Source organism: Streptomyces sp. NPDC002133, from assembly GCF_040296405.1.
GTDB lineage: Bacteria > Actinomycetota > Actinomycetes > Streptomycetales > Streptomycetaceae > Streptomyces.
In genome coordinates this window covers 1,135-23,595 of sequence record NZ_JBEOXF010000016.1, presented here as the reverse complement: position 1 = coordinate 23,595, position 22,461 = coordinate 1,135, and the positions used below count along the sequence as shown (strand labels likewise).

20 protein-coding genes and 2 tRNA genes are annotated in these 22,461 nt (G+C 72.0%); 11 read left to right on the top strand and 11 right to left on the bottom strand.

Annotated features, from left to right (window positions below):
• Nucleotides 1-174 precede the first annotated feature (174 nt).
• Together ABT078_RS18170 and ABT078_RS18165 are read left to right on the top strand one after the other, a co-directional pair.
• A complete protein-coding gene (locus tag ABT078_RS18170; RefSeq protein ID WP_351228770.1) occupies nucleotides 175-852 on the top strand; it encodes a bifunctional DNA primase/polymerase in 678 nt (225 codons plus the stop codon).
• Nucleotides 843-916 (top strand) — tRNA-Lys (locus tag ABT078_RS18165). Before ABT078_RS18170 ends, ABT078_RS18165 begins: the two co-directional genes overlap by 10 nt.
• 201 nt (nucleotides 917-1,117) lie before the next feature.
• Here the strand turns inward: ABT078_RS18165 and ABT078_RS18160 are convergent.
• Entirely contained in the window at nucleotides 1,118-2,317 is a 1,200-nt protein-coding gene (locus ABT078_RS18160) for a M6 family metalloprotease domain-containing protein (RefSeq protein WP_351228768.1), read from the bottom strand.
• A 376-nt stretch (nucleotides 2,318-2,693) separates the two neighbouring features.
• Between ABT078_RS18160 and ABT078_RS18155 the strand changes: the two genes are divergently transcribed.
• Nucleotides 2,694-4,760 (top strand): putative bifunctional diguanylate cyclase/phosphodiesterase, encoded by a 2,067-nt coding sequence (locus ABT078_RS18155; protein WP_502981243.1) that lies wholly within the window; start codon nucleotides 2,694-2,696, stop codon nucleotides 4,758-4,760.
• 245 nt (nucleotides 4,761-5,005) lie between these two features.
• Here the strand turns inward: ABT078_RS18155 and ABT078_RS18150 are convergent, their stop codons facing one another.
• Genes ABT078_RS18150 through ABT078_RS18140 form a run of 3 tightly spaced genes read right to left on the bottom strand, consistent with a single transcriptional unit; the run spans nucleotide 5,006 to nucleotide 7,775 of the window.
• Nucleotides 5,006-6,175 carry an LLM class flavin-dependent oxidoreductase gene (locus tag ABT078_RS18150; RefSeq protein ID WP_502981242.1) on the bottom strand — a complete coding sequence of 390 codons (1,170 nt, stop codon included), beginning with the start codon at nucleotides 6,173-6,175 and terminating at the stop codon, nucleotides 5,006-5,008.
• Between the two features lie 29 nt (nucleotides 6,176-6,204).
• Complete coding sequence (locus tag ABT078_RS18145) at nucleotides 6,205-6,972, bottom strand: maleate cis-trans isomerase family protein (protein WP_351228938.1); 768 nt, start codon at nucleotides 6,970-6,972, stop codon at nucleotides 6,205-6,207.
• The gene (locus tag ABT078_RS18140) at nucleotides 6,969-7,775 is read right to left on the bottom strand and encodes a maleate cis-trans isomerase family protein (protein WP_502981246.1); all 807 of its coding nucleotides are present in this window, start codon (nucleotides 7,773-7,775) and stop codon (nucleotides 6,969-6,971) included. The genes ABT078_RS18145 and ABT078_RS18140 overlap by 4 nt, the downstream gene beginning before the upstream one ends.
• Nucleotides 7,776-7,876: 101 nt before the next feature.
• On the opposite strand from ABT078_RS18140, the gene ABT078_RS18135 reads away from it, so the two are divergent.
• Together ABT078_RS18135 and ABT078_RS18130 are read left to right on the top strand one after the other, a co-directional pair.
• Nucleotides 7,877-8,830, top strand: a complete 954-nt coding sequence (locus tag ABT078_RS18135; RefSeq protein WP_351228764.1) for a D-2-hydroxyacid dehydrogenase — start codon at nucleotides 7,877-7,879, stop codon at nucleotides 8,828-8,830.
• Nucleotides 8,820-10,250: an amidase gene (locus ABT078_RS18130; protein WP_351228762.1), complete on the top strand. Its 1,431-nt coding sequence runs from the start codon at nucleotides 8,820-8,822 to the stop codon at nucleotides 10,248-10,250. Before ABT078_RS18135 ends, ABT078_RS18130 begins: the two co-directional genes overlap by 11 nt.
• 244 nt (nucleotides 10,251-10,494) lie before the next feature.
• Here the strand turns inward: ABT078_RS18130 and ABT078_RS18125 are convergent, their stop codons facing one another.
• Nucleotides 10,495-10,992, bottom strand: coding sequence for a DUF3830 family protein (locus ABT078_RS18125; protein WP_351228760.1), 498 nt, complete (start codon nucleotides 10,990-10,992; stop codon nucleotides 10,495-10,497).
• 42 nt (nucleotides 10,993-11,034) lie between these two features.
• Here ABT078_RS18125 and ehuB point away from each other — a divergent pair, with 42 nt between their 5' ends.
• The 6 genes from ehuB (at nucleotide 11,035) to ABT078_RS18095 (ending at nucleotide 15,095) form a co-directional block, all read left to right on the top strand.
• Complete coding sequence (gene ehuB, locus ABT078_RS18120; RefSeq protein ID WP_351228758.1) at nucleotides 11,035-11,910, top strand: ectoine/hydroxyectoine ABC transporter substrate-binding protein EhuB; 876 nt, start codon at nucleotides 11,035-11,037, stop codon at nucleotides 11,908-11,910.
• A complete protein-coding gene (ehuC, locus tag ABT078_RS18115; protein WP_351228756.1) occupies nucleotides 11,907-12,572 on the top strand; it encodes an ectoine/hydroxyectoine ABC transporter permease subunit EhuC in 666 nt (221 codons plus the stop codon). Before ehuB ends, ehuC begins: the two co-directional genes overlap by 4 nt.
• Nucleotides 12,569-13,219, top strand: coding sequence for an ectoine/hydroxyectoine ABC transporter permease subunit EhuD (gene ehuD / locus ABT078_RS18110; protein WP_351228754.1), 651 nt, complete (start codon nucleotides 12,569-12,571; stop codon nucleotides 13,217-13,219). Before ehuC ends, ehuD begins: the two co-directional genes overlap by 4 nt.
• Nucleotides 13,209-13,991 (top strand): ectoine/hydroxyectoine ABC transporter ATP-binding protein EhuA, encoded by a 783-nt coding sequence (gene ehuA / locus ABT078_RS18105; RefSeq protein ID WP_351228752.1) that lies wholly within the window; start codon nucleotides 13,209-13,211, stop codon nucleotides 13,989-13,991. The genes ehuD and ehuA overlap by 11 nt, the downstream gene beginning before the upstream one ends.
• Before the next feature lie 167 nt (nucleotides 13,992-14,158).
• A complete protein-coding gene (locus ABT078_RS18100; RefSeq protein WP_351228750.1) occupies nucleotides 14,159-14,917 on the top strand; it encodes an IclR family transcriptional regulator in 759 nt (252 codons plus the stop codon).
• A gap of 104 nt (nucleotides 14,918-15,021) precedes the next feature.
• Nucleotides 15,022-15,095: transfer RNA gene (locus tag ABT078_RS18095), tRNA-Lys, on the top strand.
• 281 nt (nucleotides 15,096-15,376) lie between these two features.
• On the opposite strand, the gene ABT078_RS18090 is transcribed toward ABT078_RS18095, so the two are convergent.
• The 6 genes from ABT078_RS18090 to ABT078_RS18065 form a co-directional block, all read right to left on the bottom strand.
• Nucleotides 15,377-16,036 (bottom strand): response regulator, encoded by a 660-nt coding sequence (locus ABT078_RS18090; RefSeq protein ID WP_351228748.1) that lies wholly within the window; start codon nucleotides 16,034-16,036, stop codon nucleotides 15,377-15,379.
• A complete protein-coding gene (locus ABT078_RS18085; protein ID WP_351228746.1) occupies nucleotides 16,006-17,271 on the bottom strand; it encodes a sensor histidine kinase in 1,266 nt (421 codons plus the stop codon). The genes ABT078_RS18090 and ABT078_RS18085 overlap by 31 nt, the downstream gene beginning before the upstream one ends.
• Nucleotides 17,272-17,682: 411 nt before the next feature.
• Nucleotides 17,683-19,362 carry a long-chain-fatty-acid--CoA ligase gene (locus ABT078_RS18080; protein ID WP_351228936.1) on the bottom strand — a complete coding sequence of 560 codons (1,680 nt, stop codon included), beginning with the start codon at nucleotides 19,360-19,362 and terminating at the stop codon, nucleotides 17,683-17,685.
• Between the two features lie 35 nt (nucleotides 19,363-19,397).
• Nucleotides 19,398-19,985, bottom strand: a complete 588-nt coding sequence (locus ABT078_RS18075) for a lytic polysaccharide monooxygenase auxiliary activity family 9 protein (RefSeq protein ID WP_351228744.1) — start codon at nucleotides 19,983-19,985, stop codon at nucleotides 19,398-19,400.
• Between the two features lie 131 nt (nucleotides 19,986-20,116).
• Nucleotides 20,117-21,934: an SPFH domain-containing protein gene (locus ABT078_RS18070; RefSeq protein WP_351228742.1), complete on the bottom strand. Its 1,818-nt coding sequence runs from the start codon at nucleotides 21,932-21,934 to the stop codon at nucleotides 20,117-20,119.
• 46 nt (nucleotides 21,935-21,980) lie between these two features.
• A partial coding sequence (locus tag ABT078_RS18065) for a peptidoglycan-binding protein (protein ID WP_351228740.1) occupies nucleotides 21,981-22,461 on the bottom strand: 481 nt, incomplete at its 5' end.

Sequence of the window (22,461 nt, the reverse complement as noted above, 5' to 3'; positions counted from 1 at the left end):
GGCGTCGGGCGTTGCGGCACGCACACGACAGGCCCGTGGATCCGGCTTGCACACGACAGGCAAGATCTCGCATGGCATATGCCGCAGGGCAAGATACCCCTTCCCGCCCCGTGCCGTCCCGATTTTCGGCAACCCACAGAAACGGGATGCTGACTCCCCGTAGATGTAGGCGCCATGAGTACTTGGCTGCGCGACGAGACCCCGCTGAGCCCCGCCAGTGACCACGACGAGCGCCGGCGCGACATCTTCGCGTTGCTGCGGGACGAGGGCCGGCACCAGACCGCGCACGTGACCGCGTCGGGGGCAGGGTGGCTCGCGTCGGCGAGCGCGCATCCGCGGTCCGCGCTGGCGCTGTGGGAGGCCGAGCCGACGGCGCCCGTCGTCGTGCCCTGCGGGACCCTGTTCGACGTCGTCAACGTGCCCGGGATCTTCGGGCGCCGGATGCTCGAGCGGCTGTGGTCGGACGGGCCCGGCTCCGGGCCCGTGGCCCTGCACCGCGGTCGGATGCTGCTGTTCGCCGCGCCCGGGACGGCCCAGCGGTTACCGTCCCTGCTGGACTGGGAGGAGTGGGGCGCATCCGTGCCACCGCTGCTCTGCCACGGCACGGGCGACGCCGTCACGCTCCCGCCGCTGACGCCCCGCCCCGGCTCCTCATGCCCGGCCTCCCGTGCGTCGGACCCACGCTGGATCGTGGCCCCTGACACCCGCAACCCGTGGCTTCCCGGACCCGAGATCCTGCTCTGGGCATGCGTGCGGGCCGCCCGGGCGACCTCCGTGGCGACGGTCCGTATATCGATTTTTCCTCCTGCCGATCAGGGTGCTAAGGTCTACGACGTCAGCAGGCGCCGCTAGCTCAGTTGGTTAGAGCAGCTGACTCTTAATCAGCGGGTCCGGGGTTCGAGTCCCTGGCGGCGCACTTGCGATGTTTCATCGCTGACCTGGGCGTTCTCGGCTTCCGAGGACGCCCTTCGGCGTTCCGTCACCCCTGCGGATGCATGGCGCGATCGGCCGGACACCCCGCGACAGCGATCCGGCGGGGTGCCGAGGCGCCGCCCACGGCGACGACCCGCGCAGGGACCCTCCGCCCGCCGACCGCCGGCCCTCCACCGCCTCGCGCTCACGCCACCGGCGTGATCTTGACCGTCCACGCTCCCGTACGCGTGCGGTCCGCGACCTCCACCCGGACCCGCTCCCCCGGCACCGTGAAGGCCTCCCCCACCGTCAGCGGTGCGTCCGCCAGCGGCGGGTACACGGACTGGCCCCAGCACGCCTCCGTGTCCGGGTGCGCGTCGATCACCTCGACCGGCCCGCCGCCGGACTCGGCCTCGTTCCGTACGCGGTAGATGAGCACGCCCTCGGTGCAGGTGTCCCGGTCGTTGCCGGCCGCGCCCCGCGCCTCGATCGCGAGCGCCGCGTTCTCACCCGTCCGTACGACCGCGAGGCGGGTACCGGCGGAGATGCCGGGCGGCGGTTCCGCGCCGAGCGGTTCCAGGGTGAGCATCCGGTCGGACAGCCTTCCGCCGGTGACGCAGCGCACCTGCCGGTCGTCGAGCCAGCCCAGCTTCCACTTGTGCCAGCCGAAGAGCTCGGGCGCGAGCCCGAACTGGCTTCCCATCACGTCCCAGTCCCCGACGTGCGTGTCCCAGTCGCCCTTGCCGTCCGACGGCCGGTGATAGAGGTCGGGCAGGTCGAAGACGTGCCCGGTCTCGTGCGCGAGCACATTGCGGTCGGGCGGGTGCCGTTCGAAGACCGTCACGACGCGCCGGATGTCCGTGCCGTCGGCGGACAGCGGCCGGTCGAAGTTGACGACCTTCGTCGCGTCGGAGTCGACGCCCGGCGCGTCCGGGTCGGCGACCAGATAGACGATGTCGTAGCGCGAGAAGTCGACCGCCGGATCGGCGACGGTGATCGCGTCCCGCAGATACGCGGCGCGGCGCCCGGCGTCCCAGTCACGCTTCATCCGGTACGCCGTCGAGGGCTGCGGCATCTGGATCCACTGCGGCAGGGGATGCGCTCGCAGGTTGAACTTCCCGTAGGAGGCGCGCCGGAAGAAGTCGCTGGTCGCCGGGAAGTGGTCGGCGGCCAGTTCGTCCGGGCGGGTCAACGGGGTGGCGTCCGGAAAGGACAGGAAGACCATGGCCGCGTCCAGCGTGCGCTCGGGGCGCGGGAACGCCCCGTTCCAGCTGTCCAGTCCGAGCGAGTGATGGGCGGACGTACGCGGAAGGGCGCAGGGGCCGGCGGAGGTGTCGGCCGCGGCGGGTCCCGCCACGAGCGAGGTGGCGGCGAGGGCCGCGAGGGACGTGAGAGCGGCGCCCATGGCACGCAGGTTGAGCCTTTCCACTCCCCCGGGTGTTCCGACGCGCGTCTGCTGACCCTCCACGTGGACCTCCGGCTGCGGAATTCGGGACGCCTCACCCACCTTGTGATGATTTTCTGTGATTCGCACCTTTCGGCTGACCTGGTTGGGTGAGACAGGGCGACACCCCGGCGGCTCACAGAAAGTCACAACCGATCACGACAGTGTCGTCCGAGGCCACAGCCGTGCAGAAACGATCGGTCTGGACCTTCGCGTGCGCTTGATCACGAAAGGCAAGCTGGAACGGCCCCCCGGCCAGCCTCTATGATCGGCACACTTTCCCGGATTTCCGGCCTCGACCGGACCTGAACGACACGACGCACAGCGGGAGCGAGCGGTGAGCGGAAACACCGAAGGACCGAGTCCCGCGGCGGTCGCGGCGCCCGGGAGCGCCCTGCCGCCGATTACGGAGCGTCATGCGTCCGGACGTGGCACACACACCGCGAGCAGCTCGACGGCCACGACACCGGTCGCCGCCCCGCCGATCGCCACCACCGGTTCCGCCGCGCCCACGACCTCCGCCGCGTCCGCATCGCCCACCTCGCCGTCCGGCGCATCCAGCGCATCCGTCACAGCCGGCGCATCCGTCGCGCCGAGCCTTGCGCCGCCACTCGCCGGGCCCGCTCTCGACCCACCCTCCGCATCGGCTCCTGCCGGGTGCCCCGCCCTGCCGGCCACCGCGGAACTCAGCGACTACCGCGCCGCCTTCAACACCGCCCAGCTCGCCATGGCCGTCGTCGACCACGACGGCCTCGTCGTCACCGCGAACGACGCGCTCGCGACGCTCCTCGGCACGGAACCCGCCACGCTCCACGAACAGTCCGCCGCCGACCTCGTCGACCTGGCGTCCGACGGCCGCACCTGGCACGCGTACCGCGAGGTGCTGCGCGGCCGACGCTCCCGCTTCCGCTGTACGCGCCGGCTCAAGCACGCCGACGGACACGCCCTCTGGGCGGAGGTCACCGTCGCGCCCGTGCCGGACAGCCGTCGCGTTCTCCTCTCCATCGCGGACATCAGCGACCGGCGGGAACTCCAGGCGCGGTTGCGCCATCTCCAGATGCACGACCCGGTGACCCGGCTGCCCAACCGCACGCTGTTCTTCGAACGGCTCAGCGCCGCCCTGGAGACGTCGTCGTACGAACACGGCGGCACGGGCCGGATCGGGCTCTGCTACCTCGACCTCGACGGCTTCAAGGCCGTCAACGACACACTCGGCCATCGCGTCGGCGACCGGCTCCTGACGGCCGTGGCGGCCAGGCTCACCGAGTGCGCGGACAGCGACGGTTACACGCGCAGCGGCGGGCACCTGGTGGCCCGGCTCGGCGGTGACGAGTTCGCGATCCTGGTCGAGGACTCCACGGGCACGGAACAACTCGCCGATCTGGCACGGTCCGTGCTCATCGCGCTCCAGCAGCCGTTCGACCTGGCCGGGCAGCGGCTGTCGGTCTCGGCGTCGATCGGTGTCGTGGAGCGGGCCGCGGAGGGGACGACGGCGACCGGCCTGATGCAGGACGCGGACACGACGCTGTACTGGGCGAAGGCGGACGGAAAGGCCCGCTGGACCCTCTTCGACCCCGAGCGCAACGCCCACCGGATGACCCGGCAGGCACTGTCGTCGACGCTCCGGCCGGCCGTCGAGCGCGGGGAGTTCGCACTCGAGTACCAGCCGCTGGTCGGGATGGCGGACGGAGCGGTGCGGGGGGTCGAGGCGCTGGTGCGGTGGAACCACCCGCAGTTCGGCACGCTGGCGCCGAATCGGTTCATCGGAATTGCCGAAGAAGACGGCTCGATCGTCCAGCTCGGCCGCTGGGTGCTGCGGACGGCCTGCCACCAGGCCCGCCAGTGGCAGACGGACCACCCCGGAGCGGCACCGATCTTCGTCAGCGTCAACGTCGCCGTACGCCAGGTCTGGGACTCCGACCTCGTCGCGGACGTCGCCGGCATCCTCGCCGAGACGGGGCTCGCGCCCCATCTCCTCCAGCTGGAGCTCACCGAATCGGCGGTGATGGGCTCGGCGGGCCGCCCGCTCCAGGCCCTCCAGGCGCTCAGCGACATGGGCGTGCGCATCGCCATCGACGACTTCGGCACCGGCTACTCCAACCTGGCGTACCTGAGCCGGCTTCCGGTATCCGTACTGAAACTCGACGGATCGTTTGTTCGCGGCTTCCGCTACGACGACGGCGCGCACCCGAACCCGGCCGACGAGACGATCGTCGAGGCGATGGTCCAACTCGCCCACCGCCTCGGCCTGACGGTCACCGCGGAGTGCGTCGAGACGGCGGGGCAGGCGGAGCGTCTGAGACGCATCGGCTGCGACACGGGGCAGGGCTGGCTGTACTCGCGGGCGGTGGCGCCGGAACGCATCGACGGGATGATCGGCGGGGTCAGCCCTCTGGCGGTGTGACCCCATCCGGTCCTGGACGCCTCGCCCCCTGCGGGTGCGGAGGCCGGGGCTGGTGGTACGTCGGCCCGTCGCCGTCCCAGGCGCCGTGCATGTCGTACGTCATGATGTTCGCGTAGTCGAGGTACGCGCCGATCTTGTCCGTGAACCGCTCGCCACCATCGGTGACGAGCGGTTCGATGCTGTCTTGAGGGAGCCGTCGGCGGGTGCATCACGCGTGGACCGTTCCGCCCGCGAAACCCCAGGATTCACCCGGCCAGGTCCGGCAGTCCGTACGCGTCCGCGATCAGCTCGTACGAACGCAGGCGCGCCTCGCCGCCGTGCGCATTGGCCGTGATCATCAACTCGTCGGCGCCCGTGCGCTTCTGGAGGTCGTCCAGGCCGGTGCGGACCTCGTCCGGCGTGCCGTGGACGATGTTCACGAGCCAGCTGTCCACGAACTCCCTTTCCATGGAGCTGAATTCGTGCGCCTCGGCCTCCTCGGGCGTCGGGACCAGACCCGGCCGCCCGGTGCGCAGCCGCACCATGGAGAGGGCGCCGGTCAGGACCTGGCGACGGGCCTCGCGCGGATCGTCGGCGGCGAGGGCGGAAACGCCGATCAGGGCGTAGGGGGCGTCCAGGACCTCGGACGGGCGGAAGGTGTCGCGGTAGAGGTCGAGCGCCGGAATCGTGTTCTGCGCCGAGAAGTGGTGGGCGAAGGCGAAGGGCAGACCGAGCATTCCGGCGAGCCGGGCGCTGAAGCCGGAGGAGCCGAGGAGCCAGACCGGCGGGCGGGCCGGGGACTGGACGCCGCCCGCCGCCGTGGCCTGCACCGGCCCCGGTACCGCGTGGATACGGGCGTACGGGTGGCCGTCGGGGAAGTCGTCGTCCAGGAAGCGGGTCAGCTCGGCGAGCTGCTGCGGGAAGTCGTCGGCACCCGAGTGGATGGGGGTACCTCCCGTGCCCGAAGGGCTACGGGAGAGCTCGGTGCGCCGCAGCGCGGCCGCGGTCGCGCCGTCCGTGCCGGGCGCCCGGCCGAGGCCCAGGTCGACACGGCCCGGGGCGAGGGCCTCCAAGGTGCCGAACTGCTCGGCGATCACCAGGGGCGCATGGTTGGGCAGCATCACGCCGCCGGAGCCGAGCCGGATACGTTCGGTGTGGGCGGCCAGATGCGCCAGGATCACGGCGGGGGACGAGGAGGCGACGCCCGGCATGGAGTGGTGCTCGGCGACCCAGTGGCGGTGGTATCCGCGGCGCTCGGCGAGCCGGGCGATGTCCACGCTGGTGCGCAGGGCCTCGGTGGCGGTGCTGCCGCTGCCGACCGTCACCAGGTCCAGTACCGACAGGGGGACGGGGGCGGTTCCGGCCGCCGGGCCACGGATGTCGTCGCCTGCGTCCACTGCGTCCACGGAGGGGCCTCCTGCGTTGTCGTGCGCCATCACAGCACTAACAGGAGGCTATCTCCGCTTTATTCCCGGCGTCGTTCCTCCTGGCCGGGCTTCCACTCGGACCGGTCCCAGTCGGGGCGGGCGAACAGCGTGCCCAGCTCGTCCGCCCACGCCCTGCGGTCGGCCAGCCGCAGCCCCTCCCACACCGTCACCTGGTTCGCCGTGAGCACCGGCTTGCCCAGCTCTGCCTCCAGCTCCTCCAGATACGCCACGGTGTGCAGGGCGGTGTCCGGCATGAGCACCGCCTCCGCCCTCGGGTCGTCCCCCGCGCGGGCCAGGCCGACGACCTGCTCGCGCCCCCAGGTGCCGACCTCGGCGGCCGTCACGATCCCGCTCGCCCGCGCCGCGGTCACCTCGAGCCCGGCCGCCCGCAGAAACTCCGCGAAGCACGCGGTGATGTCGTCCGGGTACGTCGCCGCGACCGCGACCCGTGTGGCGCCCAGCGCCCGCACCGCGTGGACGAAGGCGAACGACGTGCTCGACGCCGGCAGCCCCGCCGCCTGCGCCAGCTCCCGGATCTGTTTCTGGGCACCCGACCACCCCCGGATGAAACCGCCGCTCGTGCAGGCCCACACCAGCGACTCCGCCCCGGCCAGCCGCAGCTCCTCGACGCCGGCCGCCAGCCGCTCCGGCGCCCCCATCTCGATCAGTGCGTCCGTCCGGTGCGCGTCCTCGCCGATGTCGGTGTGGAAGAGCGGCAGCCGGACGTCGCTGTCGAGCAGGACCGCGATGCGCGGGTAATCGTCCTCGGCGGAGTACCCCGGGTAGAGGAGTCCGACGGTCGTCATGTCCATCCTTCCTGTTCCTCGGGCAGTCCCTGGGCCCTGTGGCCCTCGCCGGGTGACGGGGCCGGCGTGTCCATCAGCAGCGCCTGGTACGGACCGACCGCGTACACCCCGATCCGCCGCAGCGCGGCCCACATCGTGACCTGGTTCGCGGAGATCACCGGCATGCGCAGTTCGGCCTCCAGCTGGGGTATCGCGTCGTACGTCGGCAGATTGGTGCAGCTGATGAAGAGCGCGTCCGCCGCGCCCACCACGGCCTGGCGCGCCATGTCCACCACGGACCGGTACGGCACCTTCCAGATGTGCCGGGTCAGCCCCAGGAAGGCGCGACCCGTGACCGCTACCCCAGCTTCGCCCAGGTACTCCTCCAGCGCCTGGGTCACCGACTCCGTATAGGGCGTGACCAGGGCGATACGGCCCGCGCCCAGCTCCTCGACGGCCTCGAGCAGGGCGCCGGACGTGGTGAGCGAGGCCACGTCGCCCGCCTGGGTCATGGCCTCGCACATGGCACGCTCGCCCGTCAGTCCACCGACGAAGCTGCCGCTGGTGCACGCGTACGCCACGACCTCCGGTTCGGAGGCGGACAGGGCCCGCACCGCCTCGCCGAGCGTCTCGTGCTCGCTGACCAGCCGGGCCAGGTCGAGGGAGACCTCCACCGGCACGTACGGCGTACGCGTCAGCCGCAGCGAGACACCGTCGGGCACCCAGCGCCACAGCTCACGGTCCAGCGCGAAGTCGAAGGGGGCGACCACGCCGATCCCCCGCTGGGGGGCCGGTCCGCCCAGCCAGGAAACTTCGAGGGACACATTCACGGCAGGCCCCCTTACGTCTTGTTGACGACGGTAGGTTGGGGTGCGAGCGTGGGTCAATCCGTACATGTCAGACGTTCAGAAACGGTTTCTCCGCGATGTCGGTCCCGATTCTTCTTGTACTGGAGGCGGACCCTCCGCCACGCCTCGGAGCGCTCGCCGGACAGGTCGACATCAGATACGCCGACGGCCGCCGCCTTGCCGCCGAACTTCCGCACGCCGACGCGTTGCTGGTGTGGGACTTCACCTCCGACGCGGTGCGCCGGGCCTGGCCGGGTCCGGGCCCGCGGCCCCGCTGGGTGCACACCCCCAGTGCGGGCGTCGACCGGTTGCTGTGCCCCGAGCTCGTCGCGTCGGACACGGTGCTGACCAATGCGCGCGGGATCTTCGAGGAACCCATCGCCGAGTACGTGGCCGGCCTGGTGCTCGCCATGGCGAAGGACCTCCCCGGCACCCTGGAGCTCCAGCGGCAGCGGCGCTGGCGGCACCGCGAGGGCCTGCCGGTCGCGGAGAGCCGGGCGGTCGTCGTCGGCGCCGGCCCCATCGGCCTGGCCGTCGCGCGCACCCTGCGGGCGCTCGGGGTGGCCGTCGCCGTCACCGGGCGCACGGCCCGTCCCGGGGTGCACGGGGCCGAGGACCTCGACAGGCTGCTCGCCCGCGCCGACTGGGTCGTCTGCGCGGCGCCGCTCACGCACGCGACGCGCGGCATGTTCGACGCGCGGCGCTTTGCGCTCATGCAGCCGTCGGCCCGCTTCATCAACGTGGGGCGGGGCGCGCTGGTGGTGGAGGACGAGCTGGTCGCGGCGCTCGCGGGGCGGCGGATCGCGGGCGCGGCCCTCGATGTGTTCGAGCACGAGCCGCTGGGGCCCGAGAGCCGGCTCTGGGACGTTCCGGGACTGATCGTTTCGCCGCACATGAGCGGCGACACGGTCGGCTGGCGGGACCGGCTCGGCGCGCAGTTCGTCGAACTGTTCGCCCTGTGGTCGGCCGGAAAGCCGCTGACGAACGTGGTCGACAAGAAACGTGGGTACGTCCCCACTCATGACTCCTGAGCCGATCGACACGAGCGACCTGACCGCCCTGACCGCCCGTCAACTCATCGCCGGCTACGAGCGGGGAGACTTCTCCCCCCTGGACGCCACCCGCGCCGTCCTGGAGCGCATCGAGGCGATGGAGCCGGCGGTGAACGCGTTCGTCCGGGTCGATGCCGAGCAGGCCCTGGCCCAGGCCGATGCGGCCACGGCGCGCCGCCGCCGCACGGAGCCGCTCGGCCCGCTCGACGGCGTACCCGTGACGGTCAAGGACCTTCTGCTGCAGGCGGGCGCCCCGACGCTGCGCGGATCGCGGACCGTGCGTCCCGCCGCGGCCGTCCGGGACGAGGACGCGCCGGCCGTGGCGCGGCTGCGGGAGCAGGGAGCGGTCTTCGTCGGCAGGACCACGACGCCCGAGTTCGGCTGGAAGGGTGTCACGGACTCCCCGCTCACCGGGGTCACCCGCAATCCTTACGACGTGACGCGGACGTCGGGCGGGTCCAGCGGCGGCAGTGCGGTGGCCGTCGCGCTGGGCGCGGCCCCGCTGTCGATCGGGACGGACGGCGGCGGCTCGGTCCGCATCCCGGCCTCCTTCTGCGGGATCTTCGGGCTGAAGCCGACGTACGGCCGGATCCCGCTCTACCCGGCGAGCCCCTTCGGCACGCTGTCCCACGCGGGGCCGATGACGCGGGACGCGGCCGACGCGGCGCTGCTGCTCGACGTGATCGGCGGGCCCGACTGGCGGGACTGGTCGCAGCTGCCGCCCACCGCCGCGACGAGCCCGGGACTCGGCGTGGGCGCAGAGGGTGTGAAGGGGCTGCGGGTCGCGTACTCGCCGTCCCTCGGCGGACAGGTCGCCGTACGGCCCGCGGTCGCCGCGGCCGTCCGCGGGGCGGTCGCGCGCCTCGCGGAGCTGGGCGCGTACATCGAGGAGACGGACCCGGACATCACGGACCCGGTGGACGCCTTCCACACGCTGTGGTTCAGCGGAGCCGCCCGGCTGGTGCAGCACCTCGGCAAGGAGCAGCGGGAGTTGCTCGACCCGGGGCTGCGGGAGATCTGTGCGGCGGGGGCGCGGGCGTCCGCGCTGGACTATCTCGCGGCCGTGGACGCGCGGATGGAGCTGGGGCGGCGGATGGGGCGCTTCCACACGTCGTACGACCTGCTCGTCACGCCGACGCTGCCGATCACGGCCTTCGAGGCGGGCGTCGAGGTCCCGCGCGGCTCCGGGCACCGCCGGTGGACGGGGTGGACCCCGTTCACGTACCCCTTCAACCTCACCCAGCAGCCGGCGGCGACGGTGCCGTGCGGGGTGGACGCGGACGGTCTCCCGATCGGCGTCCAGCTGGTCGCGGCGCGCCACGCGGACGCCCTGGTGCTGCGCGCCGCCCATGCGCTGTACGAATCGGGCGCGGCGACGATCCCGGCGCCGGCCTTGTAGGGCGTGGGGGCGGGTGGCATCTGCGGCAGGCCCACGCGGCGGAGCCGCCCATCGGCACACCCCGCCCGCCCCGTCCCTTCCCGAACCGGGGACAAGCCCCCGGCCACCGGACGGGCCTTCGGCCGTGTCCCTCGATCGCCACGCCCGCCGATTCTCGGCCCGTCCGGCGTTCGAGGACGGACACGCGGGCCCGTCGCAGGGCGCCGGTCACGACCGGGGCCCGTGGCCGGGCCGCGCGCCCCTGTCACGCCCGACGGAACGTCAGCGTCTCCCCCAAGGCACCCGCGCGCCACAGGTCCTGGCAGGCGTCGGCCATGCGGTCGAGCCCGTCGACCACCTGGCCCCACACGGTCCCGGGGACCCAGCCCGTGTCGCCGTTCAGCAGCAGGTTGTTGCGCTCGTAGAACAGCGCGAGATCCACGGTCACGGGCCGCCGGCCGACGTCGTTGCGGTCGTAGCCGTACGCCGCCGTTCCCAGCTCCGTCCCGCTGAAGGTGAAGTAGCAGAGGTCACCCGGAATCGGCGTCACCGTCGGGTTCTCGAGCGGCGGCTCCCGGTCGGCGAAGGCGGCGAAGAGGGCGTAGATCTCGTTGCGTGCGTACTTCGCGTGGTACACGTCACCGCCCAGCGGCAGCGCGTCCCACACCGTGCGGCAGGTCACGGGCGCCCGGTCGTCGAGGAGGCGCGCGGTGCAGTGGACCCCGCGCTTTGCGAGTGAAACGTCGATGAAGCGATCGGCCATTGGCTACGCATACCCCGCCTCGGGCCGGGTAGCCGCGCGCCCATGGTTCCCCACACGGCTGAACACACCGGACATGCGATACGGCGGCGCACGCTGCTGCTCGGTACGGGGGGCGCACTCGCCGCGGCGGGCTGCGCCCGGGTGCCCTCGGGCGACTCGCTCGCCCGGCTGAGATCGCAGGGCACGGTGCGCCTCGGGATCGCGGGCGAGGTGCCGTACGGCTACATCGACGACCAGGGCGAGTTCACGGGTGAGGCCCCCGAGCTCGCCAAGGCCGTCTTCAGCCGGCTCGGCATACGTGATGTCCAACCCGTCGCCACGGACTTCGCGTCCCTCATTCCCGGCCTCAACTCGCAGCAGTTCGACGTGGTCTCCGCCGGGATGTACATCAACAGGGAACGCTGCGCGCAGGTCATCTTCTCGGACCCCGAATACCAGATGCTGGACTCCTTCATCGTACGCAGAGGCAATCCGAAGAAGCTGCGCAATTACGAGGACGTGGTGCGGACGGGCGCGAAATTCGCGACCGGAACCGGTTATGCGGAAATCGGGTACGCGGTCGCGGCCGGCTATCCGGAGAAGGACATCGTCATCCTGCAGGACCAGGTGGCCGGACTGAACGCCGTCGAGTCCGGACGCGTCGACGTCTTCGCGGGTACCGCCCTCACGACCCGCGAAGTGGTGCGCAAGAGCAGCAAGGCGGAGGCGACGGAACCGTTCGCGGCGGTGGTCGAAGGCAAGGAGAAGATCGACGGCGGCGGCTTCGCCTTCCGTCCGGCCGACACCGAGCTGCGGGACGCGTTCAACGACGAGATCCACCGGATGAAGAAGAGCGGTGAACTCTTCCGCATCCTGCGCCGGTTCGGCTTCACCGAGAGCGAGATGACGGAGCTCACGGCGAAGGAGCTGTGCCGATGACCGCCGGACTGTGGCAGAACTGGGTGCTCCCGGGGATCTGGATCACCATCCAGCTCACCGTGTACAGCGCGGCCCTGGCCGCCGTCGTCGCTTTCGGTGTGGGTATGGCCAGAACTCATCGCTCGCGCTTCGTCCGCTTCCTGGCCGGCTTCTACACCGAGGTGTTCCGCGGAACGTCGGCACTGATCCTGATGTTCTGGCTGTTCTTCGTGTTGCCGCTGCTGCTGGAGTGGCAACTGGTGCCGATATGGGCGGCGGTGCTCGCGCTCGGGCTCTCGTACGGGGCGTACGGCGCCGAGATCGTGCGCGGCGCGCTGAACGCGGTGGCCCCGGCGCAGCGCGAGGCGGGGGTCGCGCTCAGCTTCACCCCCTGGCAGCGGATGCGGCTGATCCTGCTGCCTCAGGCCGTGCCCGAGATGGTCCCTTCCTTCTGCAATCTGCTGGTCGAGCTGCTGAAGGGCACCGCACTGGTGTCGCTGCTGGGCGTGGGCGATGTGTCGTTCGCGGCCTACCTGGTGCGGCTGGCGACCCAGGAGAGCGCGCAGATCTACACGGTCACGCTGGTGATCTACTTCGTGCTCGCCTTCGCCATCACCCGTTCCATGAAGGCGCTGGAGCGCCGTGCCAAGGCCAATGTCGGGATCGGGGTGGTGGCGAAATGACATGGGACTGGTCCGCGGTCGCGGACTTCATGCCACGGTTCTGGGACGGTGTGCTGGTCACGCTGCAGATCCTGGTGCTGGGCTCGCTGCTGTCCTTCACGCTCGGCCTGGTCTGGGCGTTCGGGCTGCGTGCCGGTCCGCGCTTCGTGCGCTGGCCGGTCGGGCTCGTCACCGAGTTCATCCGGAACACCCCGCTGCTGGTGCAGCTGTTCTTCCTGTTCTTCGTGCTGCCCGAGTGGGGTGTGCAGTTCTCCGCGCTCACCACCGGCACGATCGCGATCGGGCTGCACTACTCGACGTACACCGCACAGGTCTACCGGGCCGGCATCGACGCCGTACCGGCCGGACAGTGGGAGGCCGCAACGGCACTGAGCCTGCCCGCCCACCGGACCTGGTCCGCGGTGATCCTGCCGCAGGCGGTCCGCCGGATCGCGCCCGCGCTGGGCAACTACGTCGTCGCGATGCTCAAGGACACCCCGCTGCTCGCCGGGATCGGCGTGCTGGAGATGCTCCAGCAGTCGCGGCTGGAGAGCGCGGCGACCTTCCAGTACACGGAACCGCTGACGGTCGTCGGCATCGCGTTCATCCTCATCGCCTACCCGGCTTCCCTGCTCGTACGGACCCTGGAGCGCCGCCTTGCCCGCTGACCGCCAGCACGAGAAGCAGAACCAGAAGCAGAACCAGAACGAACTCATCCGCTTCACGAACGTCACCAAGCGCTTCGGGGAGAACACCGTCCTCGACAACCTGTGCTTCTCGGTCCGCCCCGGCAAGCACGTCACGCTGATCGGGCCCTCGGGCTCCGGCAAGACGACGATCCTGAGGCTGCTGATGACGCTCGAGCGCCCCGACGAGGGCACGATCGACGTCAACGGCGGCCGCCTGTACCCCGCCGACGAGAAGCAGCGGCGCGACGTGCGCAAGAAGATCGGCATGGTCTTCCAGCAGTTCAACCTCTTCCCCAACATGAGCGTGCTGCGGAATCTCACCGAGGCACCGGTGCGGGTGCTCGGTCTGTCCCGGGACGAGGCCGAGGAGCGCGCCCGCGAGCTGCTGGATCTCGTCGGGCTCGCCGACCGCTGCGACGCCCGGCCGACCCAGCTGTCCGGCGGCCAGCAGCAGCGGGTGGCCATCGCGCGGGCGCTGGCGATGCGACCGCAGGTGCTGCTTCTGGACGAGGTGACGTCGGCGCTCGATCCGGAGCTGGTGGCCGGGGTGCTGGATCTTCTCAGGGACATCGCCCGGACCACCGACATCACGATGCTCTGTGTGACCCATGAGATGAACTTCGCCCGGGACATCTCGGACGAGGTCCTGATGTTCGACTCGGGAAAGGTCGTCGAGTCGGGGTCGCCGGAGAAAATCTTCTCCGAGCCGGAGCACGACCGTACTCGTGAGTTTCTCGGCGCGGTGCTCTGACCTTTCCTTCCTTGTGCCTACTTTGACTTTGGCATATGCCTTTGTCGTGCGCCCCAGCATATGGTGCTGGGGCGCGGCACAATTCTCGCCAACAGGAGCCCCGAGAAGGGTTCTTGGCAGCTATCGTGGTAGGGAAGCTTGCGGTCACAACCTGGTAGGGGGAAACCGTGGCGCTGAAGCCGGAGCCGACCGCGCCGTTCCACTCGGTGCAATACGCCCTGCGCGTTCTGGAGACGGTCTCCAGGCACGCCGGCGGGGTCACCGACGTCCAGATCGCGCGGGAGACCGGTCTGCCCACCGGCCATCTGGCCTCGATGCTGCTGATGCTGCGGCGCGAGGGTTATGTGGAGCAGGTGGCGGACGGCGCATATGTGATCGGCGACTCCCTCGTCCTGGTGGGCTCCGGCGCCACGCGGCGGGAGGCCCTGGAGCGCAAGCTGCAGGAGACCCTCACCGAGCTGCGCGACTCCGTCGGCGCCGCGGTCTACATCAGCCGGTACATCGACGGCGAGGTGAAGATCACCCAGTTCGCCGACGGCCCGCGCACCCCGAAGGTCAACGAGTGGGTCGACTTCCGCTCGGCGGCGCACGCGAGCGCGGTCGGCAAGTGCCTGCTCACCCAGCTCGACCAGAACGGCCGCCGGGATCATCTGTCGCGCCACAGGATCGCACGGCTGACGTCGCGGACGATCACCAACGAGCGGATCCTCTTCTCGAAGCTGGACTCGCAGCCGCCCACGGTCCCGGTGCTGGATCTGCAGGAGTACGCGGTGGGCACGGTCTGCGCGGCGGTGCCGCTGACGGCCGGATCCTCCGTGGGCTGCCTGGCGCTCTCGCTCCCGATCGAGCATGCGCACCGGCTGCGCGCGGCGGCGGACACGCTGAACCGGAAGGCGGCACCGGTCGTGCTGTCGCTGACGCTGTAGGCCCCTGGCACCGCCCTTTGGGCGCGGGTGGTCGGGAGCACCCCTCCGGACCAGGTAGTATTAATCCTGTCGTCAGCCGCGGAGAGCGGCGAGAACGGCAGCCCGCGCCGCTAGCTCAGTTGGTTAGAGCAGCTGACTCTTAATCAGCGGGTCCGGGGTTCGAGTCCCTGGCGGCGCACAACCTCACTGGAGCCCCTCGCAGTCGCGAGGGGCTCCAGTGGTTTTCCGCTTCAGCCGCGGCACCCGTCTCGGCCCATCCGCTCCGCGACCACCGCGCAGTGGCCCCCGGCTGCTGAAGCAAGCAACCGAGTCCGCGGCAGCGCAGGTGCCGTCGCCGCCGCCGGGGCATGGGGCACCTTCCCCGCTCGTCACGCTCGTGACGCCCCACCCCACCGACCGTGACCTGCGTCACCTTCGCCGGATCGTCGACGGAGGCGAGCGGCGCGCCGGGCGCGGAGATCAGCGCAGATACGCGAGGACGGCCAGGACCCGGCGGTGGGTGTCCTCGGCCGGGGGCAGTTCGAGCTTGGCCAGGATGTTCCCGATGTGCTTGCCCACGGCCGCCTCGGTGACCACCAGTTCGCGGGCGATCGCGGCGTTCGACCGTCCCTCGGCGACCAGGGCGAGGACCTCCCGCTCGCGCGGGGTGAGCTGCTCCAGCGGGTCCCGGCGGCGGCGCAGCAGCTGGCGTACGACCTCGGGGTCGACGACCGTGCCGCCCTGGGCGACGCGGACCAGCGCGTCCATGAACTCCTCGACGTGGCCGACGCGGTCCTTGAGGAGATAGCCCACGCCGATGCCCTCGCCGGAGTCGAGCAGCTCGGTGGCATAGGTGCGCTGGACGTACTGGCTGAGGACGAGGACGGGCAGCCGCGGGCGCTCGGAGCGCAGGTCGACCGCGGCCCGCAGCCCTTCGTCCTTGAGGCCGGGCGGCATGCGTACGTCGGTGACGACGATGTCCGGCTCCTGGGCGGGGACGGCTGCGCGGAGGGCGTCCGCGTCGCCGACTGCGGCGACGACGTCGTGACCGAAGCGCTGGAGGAGTCCGGTGAGGCCCTCGCGCAGGAGCACGCTGTCCTCGGCGATGACTACCCGGAGCGGTTCGTGTCGGTCCGGCACGGTATCTCCAGTCGCAGGACGGTGGGCCCGCCCGGCGGGCTGGTGATCGACAGTGTGCCATCCAGGACGGCTGCACGGTCGGCGAGTCCGGCGAGCCCGGTGCCCTTGTCCGGGGACGCGCCGCCCTTGCCGTCGTCCCGGACCTCGATGGTCAGCCGGTCCCCGATGTGCCGGGCGGTGAGCCCCGCCCGGCGGGCGCCGCTGTGCCTGTCCACATTGGTGAGGGCCTCGCAGACCGCGAAGTACGCGGCGGTCTCCACCGAGCGCTCCAGGCGCGGCAGGTCGACGTCCGTGTCCACGGGCACGAAGGCGCGGTCGGCGGCATCGGCGAGAGCCGAGCCGATGCCGTAGTCCTCCAGGACCTTCGGGTGGATGCCGTGGATGAGCTCGCGCAGTTCCGTCAGCACGCGCCCCGCCTCCTCGTGCGCGGTGACGAGCCGCTCGGCGAAAGGGCTGCCGGGCGGGGCGTCGAGCCGGGCCAGGCCCAGCGTCATGGTCAGCGCGACGAGCCGCTGCTGGGCGCCGTCGTGCAGATCGCGCTCGATACGGCGCCGCTCGGCCTCGAAGGCGTCGACGAGACGGGCGCGGGAACGGGTCACCTCGTCGATCCTCGTGCGGAGTTCGGCCTCGCGCGGGGCGAGGAGCGCACGGGTGAGAGCGGCCCGGGCACCGGCGAGCGCGCCGAGCGGATAGAGCAGCACGGCGAGGAGCACGAGGCCGGCGGCAGCCGTGGCGAGGGCCGCGGGGTGGTCCGTGACGAGCCACAGCTTGGCCACGCGGGCCTCGTGCCCGTCGACGGCGAGCTGAATCGGCGCGGCCGTCATGGCGAGGGGCACGCCCACGCCACAGGCGACGGCCAGCAGATCGAGCGGCCACAGCACGGTGGCGTGCACCACCCCGTACGCAAGCTCCCGCCACGTGGCCTGCTCCGTGAACCGGGTCCTGGCCCAGGCGGCCATGCCCGGCTCCGGAGGTGTGCGGTGCGGGCTGTGGGTGGGCTCCAGGTCCGCGATCCGCAGGCGACGGCGCTCGACGGCGGCGAGGGCGACGCCGCCGAGCACCAGGAGGGGCAGGCCCACGGCCACGGCGGAGAACGCACCGAGCAGCACCAGGCCGACGAGGGCCGGCACTCCGGTGAGCGCACTGCTCAGGAGGTACCCGACTGCCCGCCAGGGCCAGTTGCTCCGCAGGTAGTCGCGCCGGGTCAGCGCCCGCCAGAGGGTGCGTGCTGTCATGCCGCCCACGCTATGTCCCGCCACATGGGCCGGACCATGGCCTCAGGGGGCGTCTCCCGGGTGTACCTGGCCCTACCCCGCGGCCGTTCCCGAACCGGGCACGGCCACGGACCCCGGGAGGTGCCCCGAGCCGTCCACTGGCCCGGTGTCCGTCCCCGAGCGCCGGACGGGCCGAACTGCGGCCCTGCCTGCGTGCGCGGCGCGGGGGTTCGCGGGCGGAGCCCCGGGTGTACCTGGCCCTACCCCGCGGCCGTTCCCGAACCGGGCACGGCCACGGCCCCCGGGAGGTGCCCCGAGCCGTCCACTGGCCCGGTGTCCGTCCCCGAGCGCCGGACGGGCCGAACTGCGGCCCTGCCTGCGTGCGCGGCGCGGGGGTTCGGGGGCGGAGCCCCGGCCGCAGGCGCCGCCCCCTCACCGGTCCAGCAGCGCAGCCCGGTCGTGGGACTCGTACTCGCGCAGCAGCGCCTTCACGTCGTCCCGCGTCAGCCGGCGGTAGTGCGGCTGGCCGCCCGGGCGCCACCAGATCGGGTCGGGGCAGCGGAAGGACTCACGGCGCAGGGCCGCTCGGTGGATCTTGTTCGTGGCGGTCACCGGCAGTCCGCGCACGATGCGCACGAAGCGGGGCGCCATCTTCGTGCCCAGGTCGGGCTGGGCGGCGAGAAAGTCCCCGAAGGCAGCCGCGTCGAAGTCGGTGCCGTCACGCAGGGCAAGGGCGGTCATGACCTGGTCGCCGGAGACGGGGTCGGGGACGGCGTAGACCGCGACGCCCGCGGCGCGGTCCCAGCGGGACAGGATGTTCTCGATCACGGCGGCGGCGAGGTTCTCGCCGTCGACGCGGAGACGGTCGTCCGTGCGGCCCGCGAAGTACAGGAAGCCCTCCTCGTCGCGGAAGAAGAGGTCCCCGGTCCAGTACCAGCCTCCCCGTACGCGCGCCGCGTCCGCATCGGGGTTGCGCCAGTAGCCCTCGAAGGGGTTGCGGCCACGGTTGACCAGTTCGCCTATTGCCCGGTCGCCGTTGAGCAGGCGGCCCTCCTCGGAGAAGCGCGCCGCCTCGCACTCCTCGCCCGTCGACGGATCGACCACCGCCATGTCGTCCCCCGGCGCCGCCCGCCCGACCGCACCGCGCGGTGTGCCCGGCGTGCGCTGGACGGCCGCGCCGCCCTCCGAGGATCCGTACCCCTCGACGAGCCGTACCCCGAAGCGCTCCTCGAAGCGGGCCGCGTCGACCGCCCCCGCCTCCGTGCCGAAGCCGAGCCGCAGGGAGTGCGAGCGGTCGTCCTCACGCTCCGGTGTGGCCAGCAGATACTGGACCGCCCGCCCGACGTACGTGAAGTACGTGGCGCCGTGGGCACGGACGTCGGGCAGAAAGCCCGAAGCGGAGAAGCGCCGGCGCAGTGCGACCGACGCACCCGCCACGAGCGCGGGCGCCCAGTCCGCGATGACGGCGTTCCCGTGGAACATCGGCATGCAGATGTAGTGGACGTCGTCCGGCCGCACACCGAAGTGCGCCACGAGCGACGCCCCGGCCGCAGCGAGCCTCCCCTGGCTGCATATCGCGGCCTTGGGCGTTCCGGTCGAACCTGAGGTGAAGTAGAGCAGCAGCCGGCTGTCGGGCCGCACCGCGCGACCCGACAGCGCGACGGCCTCGCCGGGCTTCACGCCCTCGTACGGCGCGAGCAGCGCGGCGTACTCAGGGTTGTCGGGGCCGGTCACCAGCACCCGCACGCCCGGCAGTTCGAGACCGTCGAGCAGGGGAAGGTGCGCGCGCTCGGTGACCAGCACACGGCAGTCGGTGTGCAGGATGTCGCGGGCGATCTCGGCGCCGCGGCGGGTCGGGTTGATGCCCGCGACGGCGGCCCCGGCAAGGGCCGCCGCGCTGAGCCAGAGCGGGAACTCGGGAGTGTTGTCGAGCAGGATCCCGAGGTGCGGCTCGGTACCCCGGGGCAGCAGCTCCGCGAGCAGCGCGGCCCGCGCCGAGGCGCCGGAGGCGACCTGGTGGTGGCTGAGGACGAGGTCCTCGTGTCTCAGCCCGGTCCTGTGGTCGCCCCACTGGCGCTGCACGAGCTCCGCGACGGTCGTGGCGCCGTTCATCCCGCCCATGGCGCCGAACGGTAGCTGACTGTGCGTCAGAACTGAACGTCCGAGCAGGCGTAGAAGGCGTTCGGGGTGTCATGGATGGTCCACACCGCCAGGATCAGATGGCGGCCCGACTTCGACGGGAGCGTTCCGGAGTGGGAGAGCGTGGACGGCGGCTGCTGGCCGTTGTAGGGGATGGTCAGGAACGGCTGGGGGTCGAGGGCCGCACGGGTGAGCGGCTGGCTCGGGTTCCACCCGCTCTTGGTGATGTAGTACTTGAAGTCGGTCGTCCTGTGGTTGGCCGTGAACTGCCACCGGAAGGTGTAGTTCTGCCCCGACGAGACCTTCGTCGTGGGCCAGGCGCCGCCGCGTGGGTCGTCGAGCTGCGCGAAGCGGCTGAGCCCGCCGGCGCAGATCTTTCCGTCGGCCGGGCCCGCCGCCGGGAAGCCCTTGGGGCCCTCGACGCTCTGCGGTTCCCACTGGATCTCACCGCAGTTGGTCACCGTGCCGTTGGCACAGAGTTTCTGACGGCTGATCGGAGAGTCGGTGTAGCCGTGGCTGCTGGCGCTGCCGGTGGCGAGGAAGGAGGTTCCCGCCACCGCGAGGCCGACCATGGCCGCGCCTATTCGCTTTCGCATGCTGTCGCTCCTGAGAACGTGGGGGAGTTCCGTGAGGCGTGCTGTGCGGTGCGGATGCTTGTGCGGTCGTGCACGTTCCGGTCTAGACCAAGTCCCAGATTATTGACGAACGTTGAACATGTCCAGACCAATCACGGTGCCTCCGTGCCGCCTGCCCTTGCCGTGCAGAAGGCGACGGTGAGATCCCGCACCAGCGCCTTCCGCTCGTAGTCGTCGAGCTCCACCAGGCCCCGCACGGTGAGCCGTTGCACGGTGTCGTCGACCGCGTCCACCACCGAGGTCAGCACGGTGTCCCGGTGCTCGGCCTCGATCGCGGCGATACGGCGCCGCCGCATCGCCGCCGCGACCTCGGGGGCGTACTCGATACGCGTCGGCTGCGCGGAGAAGATGTCGATGCCGACCGGGACGCACTCCGCCGACAGGGTCTTCGTCAGCGCGTCGCCGACGGCCTCGGCGTTGCGGAGGGTGGGCGCGTCCTCGTGGAAGGCGTCGGTGGGGAGTTGCGAGAGCACCCGCGCCATCGCCGCCTCCACCTGCTCCCGCAGGTACTCCTCATGGTCCTCGACGGACAGTACGGCGCGCGCGGTGTCCTGGATCCGCCAGACGACGAGAACGACGGCCTGCAGCGCGGTGCCGTTCGCGTCGACGGCGGGCATGGGCTCGCTGCGCCAGTGACGAAGGCGTACGTCGACGCTCCGGCGGAGGAGAAGCGGGCTGACCCACAGGAGGCCGCTGCGGCGCACGGTCCCGCGGTACTCGCCGAACAGCGTCAGGACCCAGGCGTTACCCGCACTGCCGCGGCCGAGGCCGCCGAGGGAGAACAGCGCGAAGACCACGGCGACGGCGAGGAGCGCCCACTGGCCGCCGCCGATGCCGTGGTACGGGCGCGGCCTCAGCCGGAACAGCTCGGTCAGTTCCCGCGGGAAGGCCCCGGCCCAGTGCAGCACGGCCGCGCACCCGGTGAGCGCGACGACCCCGACGAGCAGGGCGGCCCATCCGGGCAGCACGGGCCCCGGCCGCTCCCGCACCTTCGGGTCCGCGGGCGGCGCGGGCCGCCGGCTCGGCGAGACCACGGTCACCCGCGGTGCGGTCGCGACCCGGCGGCCGGAGGGAACGACAGGCGCCATGGCGACGGTGTCGGGCCCCCCGTCGTCGTCCTTCCCGGCAACCACCTTGCCGGCGACGTCCTTCCCGGAATCCGTCCGGGAGTCCTTCCCGGCGACCGGTGCGACCACGTGCCCCGCGGCCACGGAGTCTCCGGGTACGTCCCGGAACAGCAGGTGCACGGGAATCGCCCCGGTCGTCTCGGCCCCGATCACGACCGTGCGCCGGCCCGCAGTCGCGGGCGCGGGCACCGCCGGCGCGCCGGCGTCGTCGTCCATGGCCTCCCGCCCGGACGGCTTCCGCGCCACGCCCGGCACATTCATGCCGACATCCACGGAACCACCGGACGCACCGTCAGCTCGCGGTCCGGCGAAGCCCTTGCCGTCGTCCGAGCCCGTCGAGTCGCCCGACCCGTCGTCGCGTCGCCGGACAGTGGGGTCCTTTTTGTCTCGTACGGCGTCGGCGTCAGCGCCTTTCGCGTCGGCCCGCTCGTCCGAACCGAAGGCGTCGCCGTCGGGCCCACTCGCCGCCAGACCGCCCACCGCCCCCCAGGCCCACACGGGGCCGGGATCGGTGCCGGAATCGGTGCCGCTGCCATCGGGCGCCGCAGCGGGATCGGCTGGTGCGGCCGGCTTGGGGCCGCCGGTCACGGTCGCGGTCTCGGACGAGGTCGCGTCCGTGGATGCGGCCGTGGATGCGGGCGTCACCGCCGGGGCGGGCGCGTAGGTCGTGGTTCCGGTCGCCGTGCCCAGGTCGAGGACCGGGAGCGAAAGCACCTGCGAGCGGGAAAGGCCGGGCGGCAGGGGGGCCGCGGTGTCCTCGGGGTTGGGGGTCGTGGGGGTCACCGGGGACGCCTCCTCGGGGTTGTGGCGTGGTCTGGTGGGCGGCGGGTCATGAGAAGAGCCGTCGCCAGGTCTCGGGGCCGGGGTAGCCGTCGGCGGCACCGCCGCGCCAGCCCTGGGCACGCTGGAACGCCTCGACGTTGCGGCGGTCCGCCTCGGTCCACTGCCGGCCGGGCGCCGTGAGGTAGTGCTTGCCGAAGCCCCGCTCCACCAACTGGCGGCCGAGCTCCTCGACATGTGCGTTCGACTGGCCGGGGCGGAAGTGCGCCCGGCCCGGGTAGACCGAGGCCGGGACCGGCACCTGTGCCTGGGCCTGCGGCCGCGGCCGGGACTGCGCCGCCACCTGCGGCTGCTCCTCTGTCTGCGACCGGGACTGCGCCGCCACCTGCGGCCGGGGCTGTGCCTCCACCTGCGGCTGCTCCTCCGTCTGCGGCTGGGACTGCGCCGCCACCTGCGGCTGCTCCTCTGTCTGCGACCGGGACTGCGCCGCCACCTGCGGCCGGGGCTGTGCCTCCACCTGCGGCTGCTCC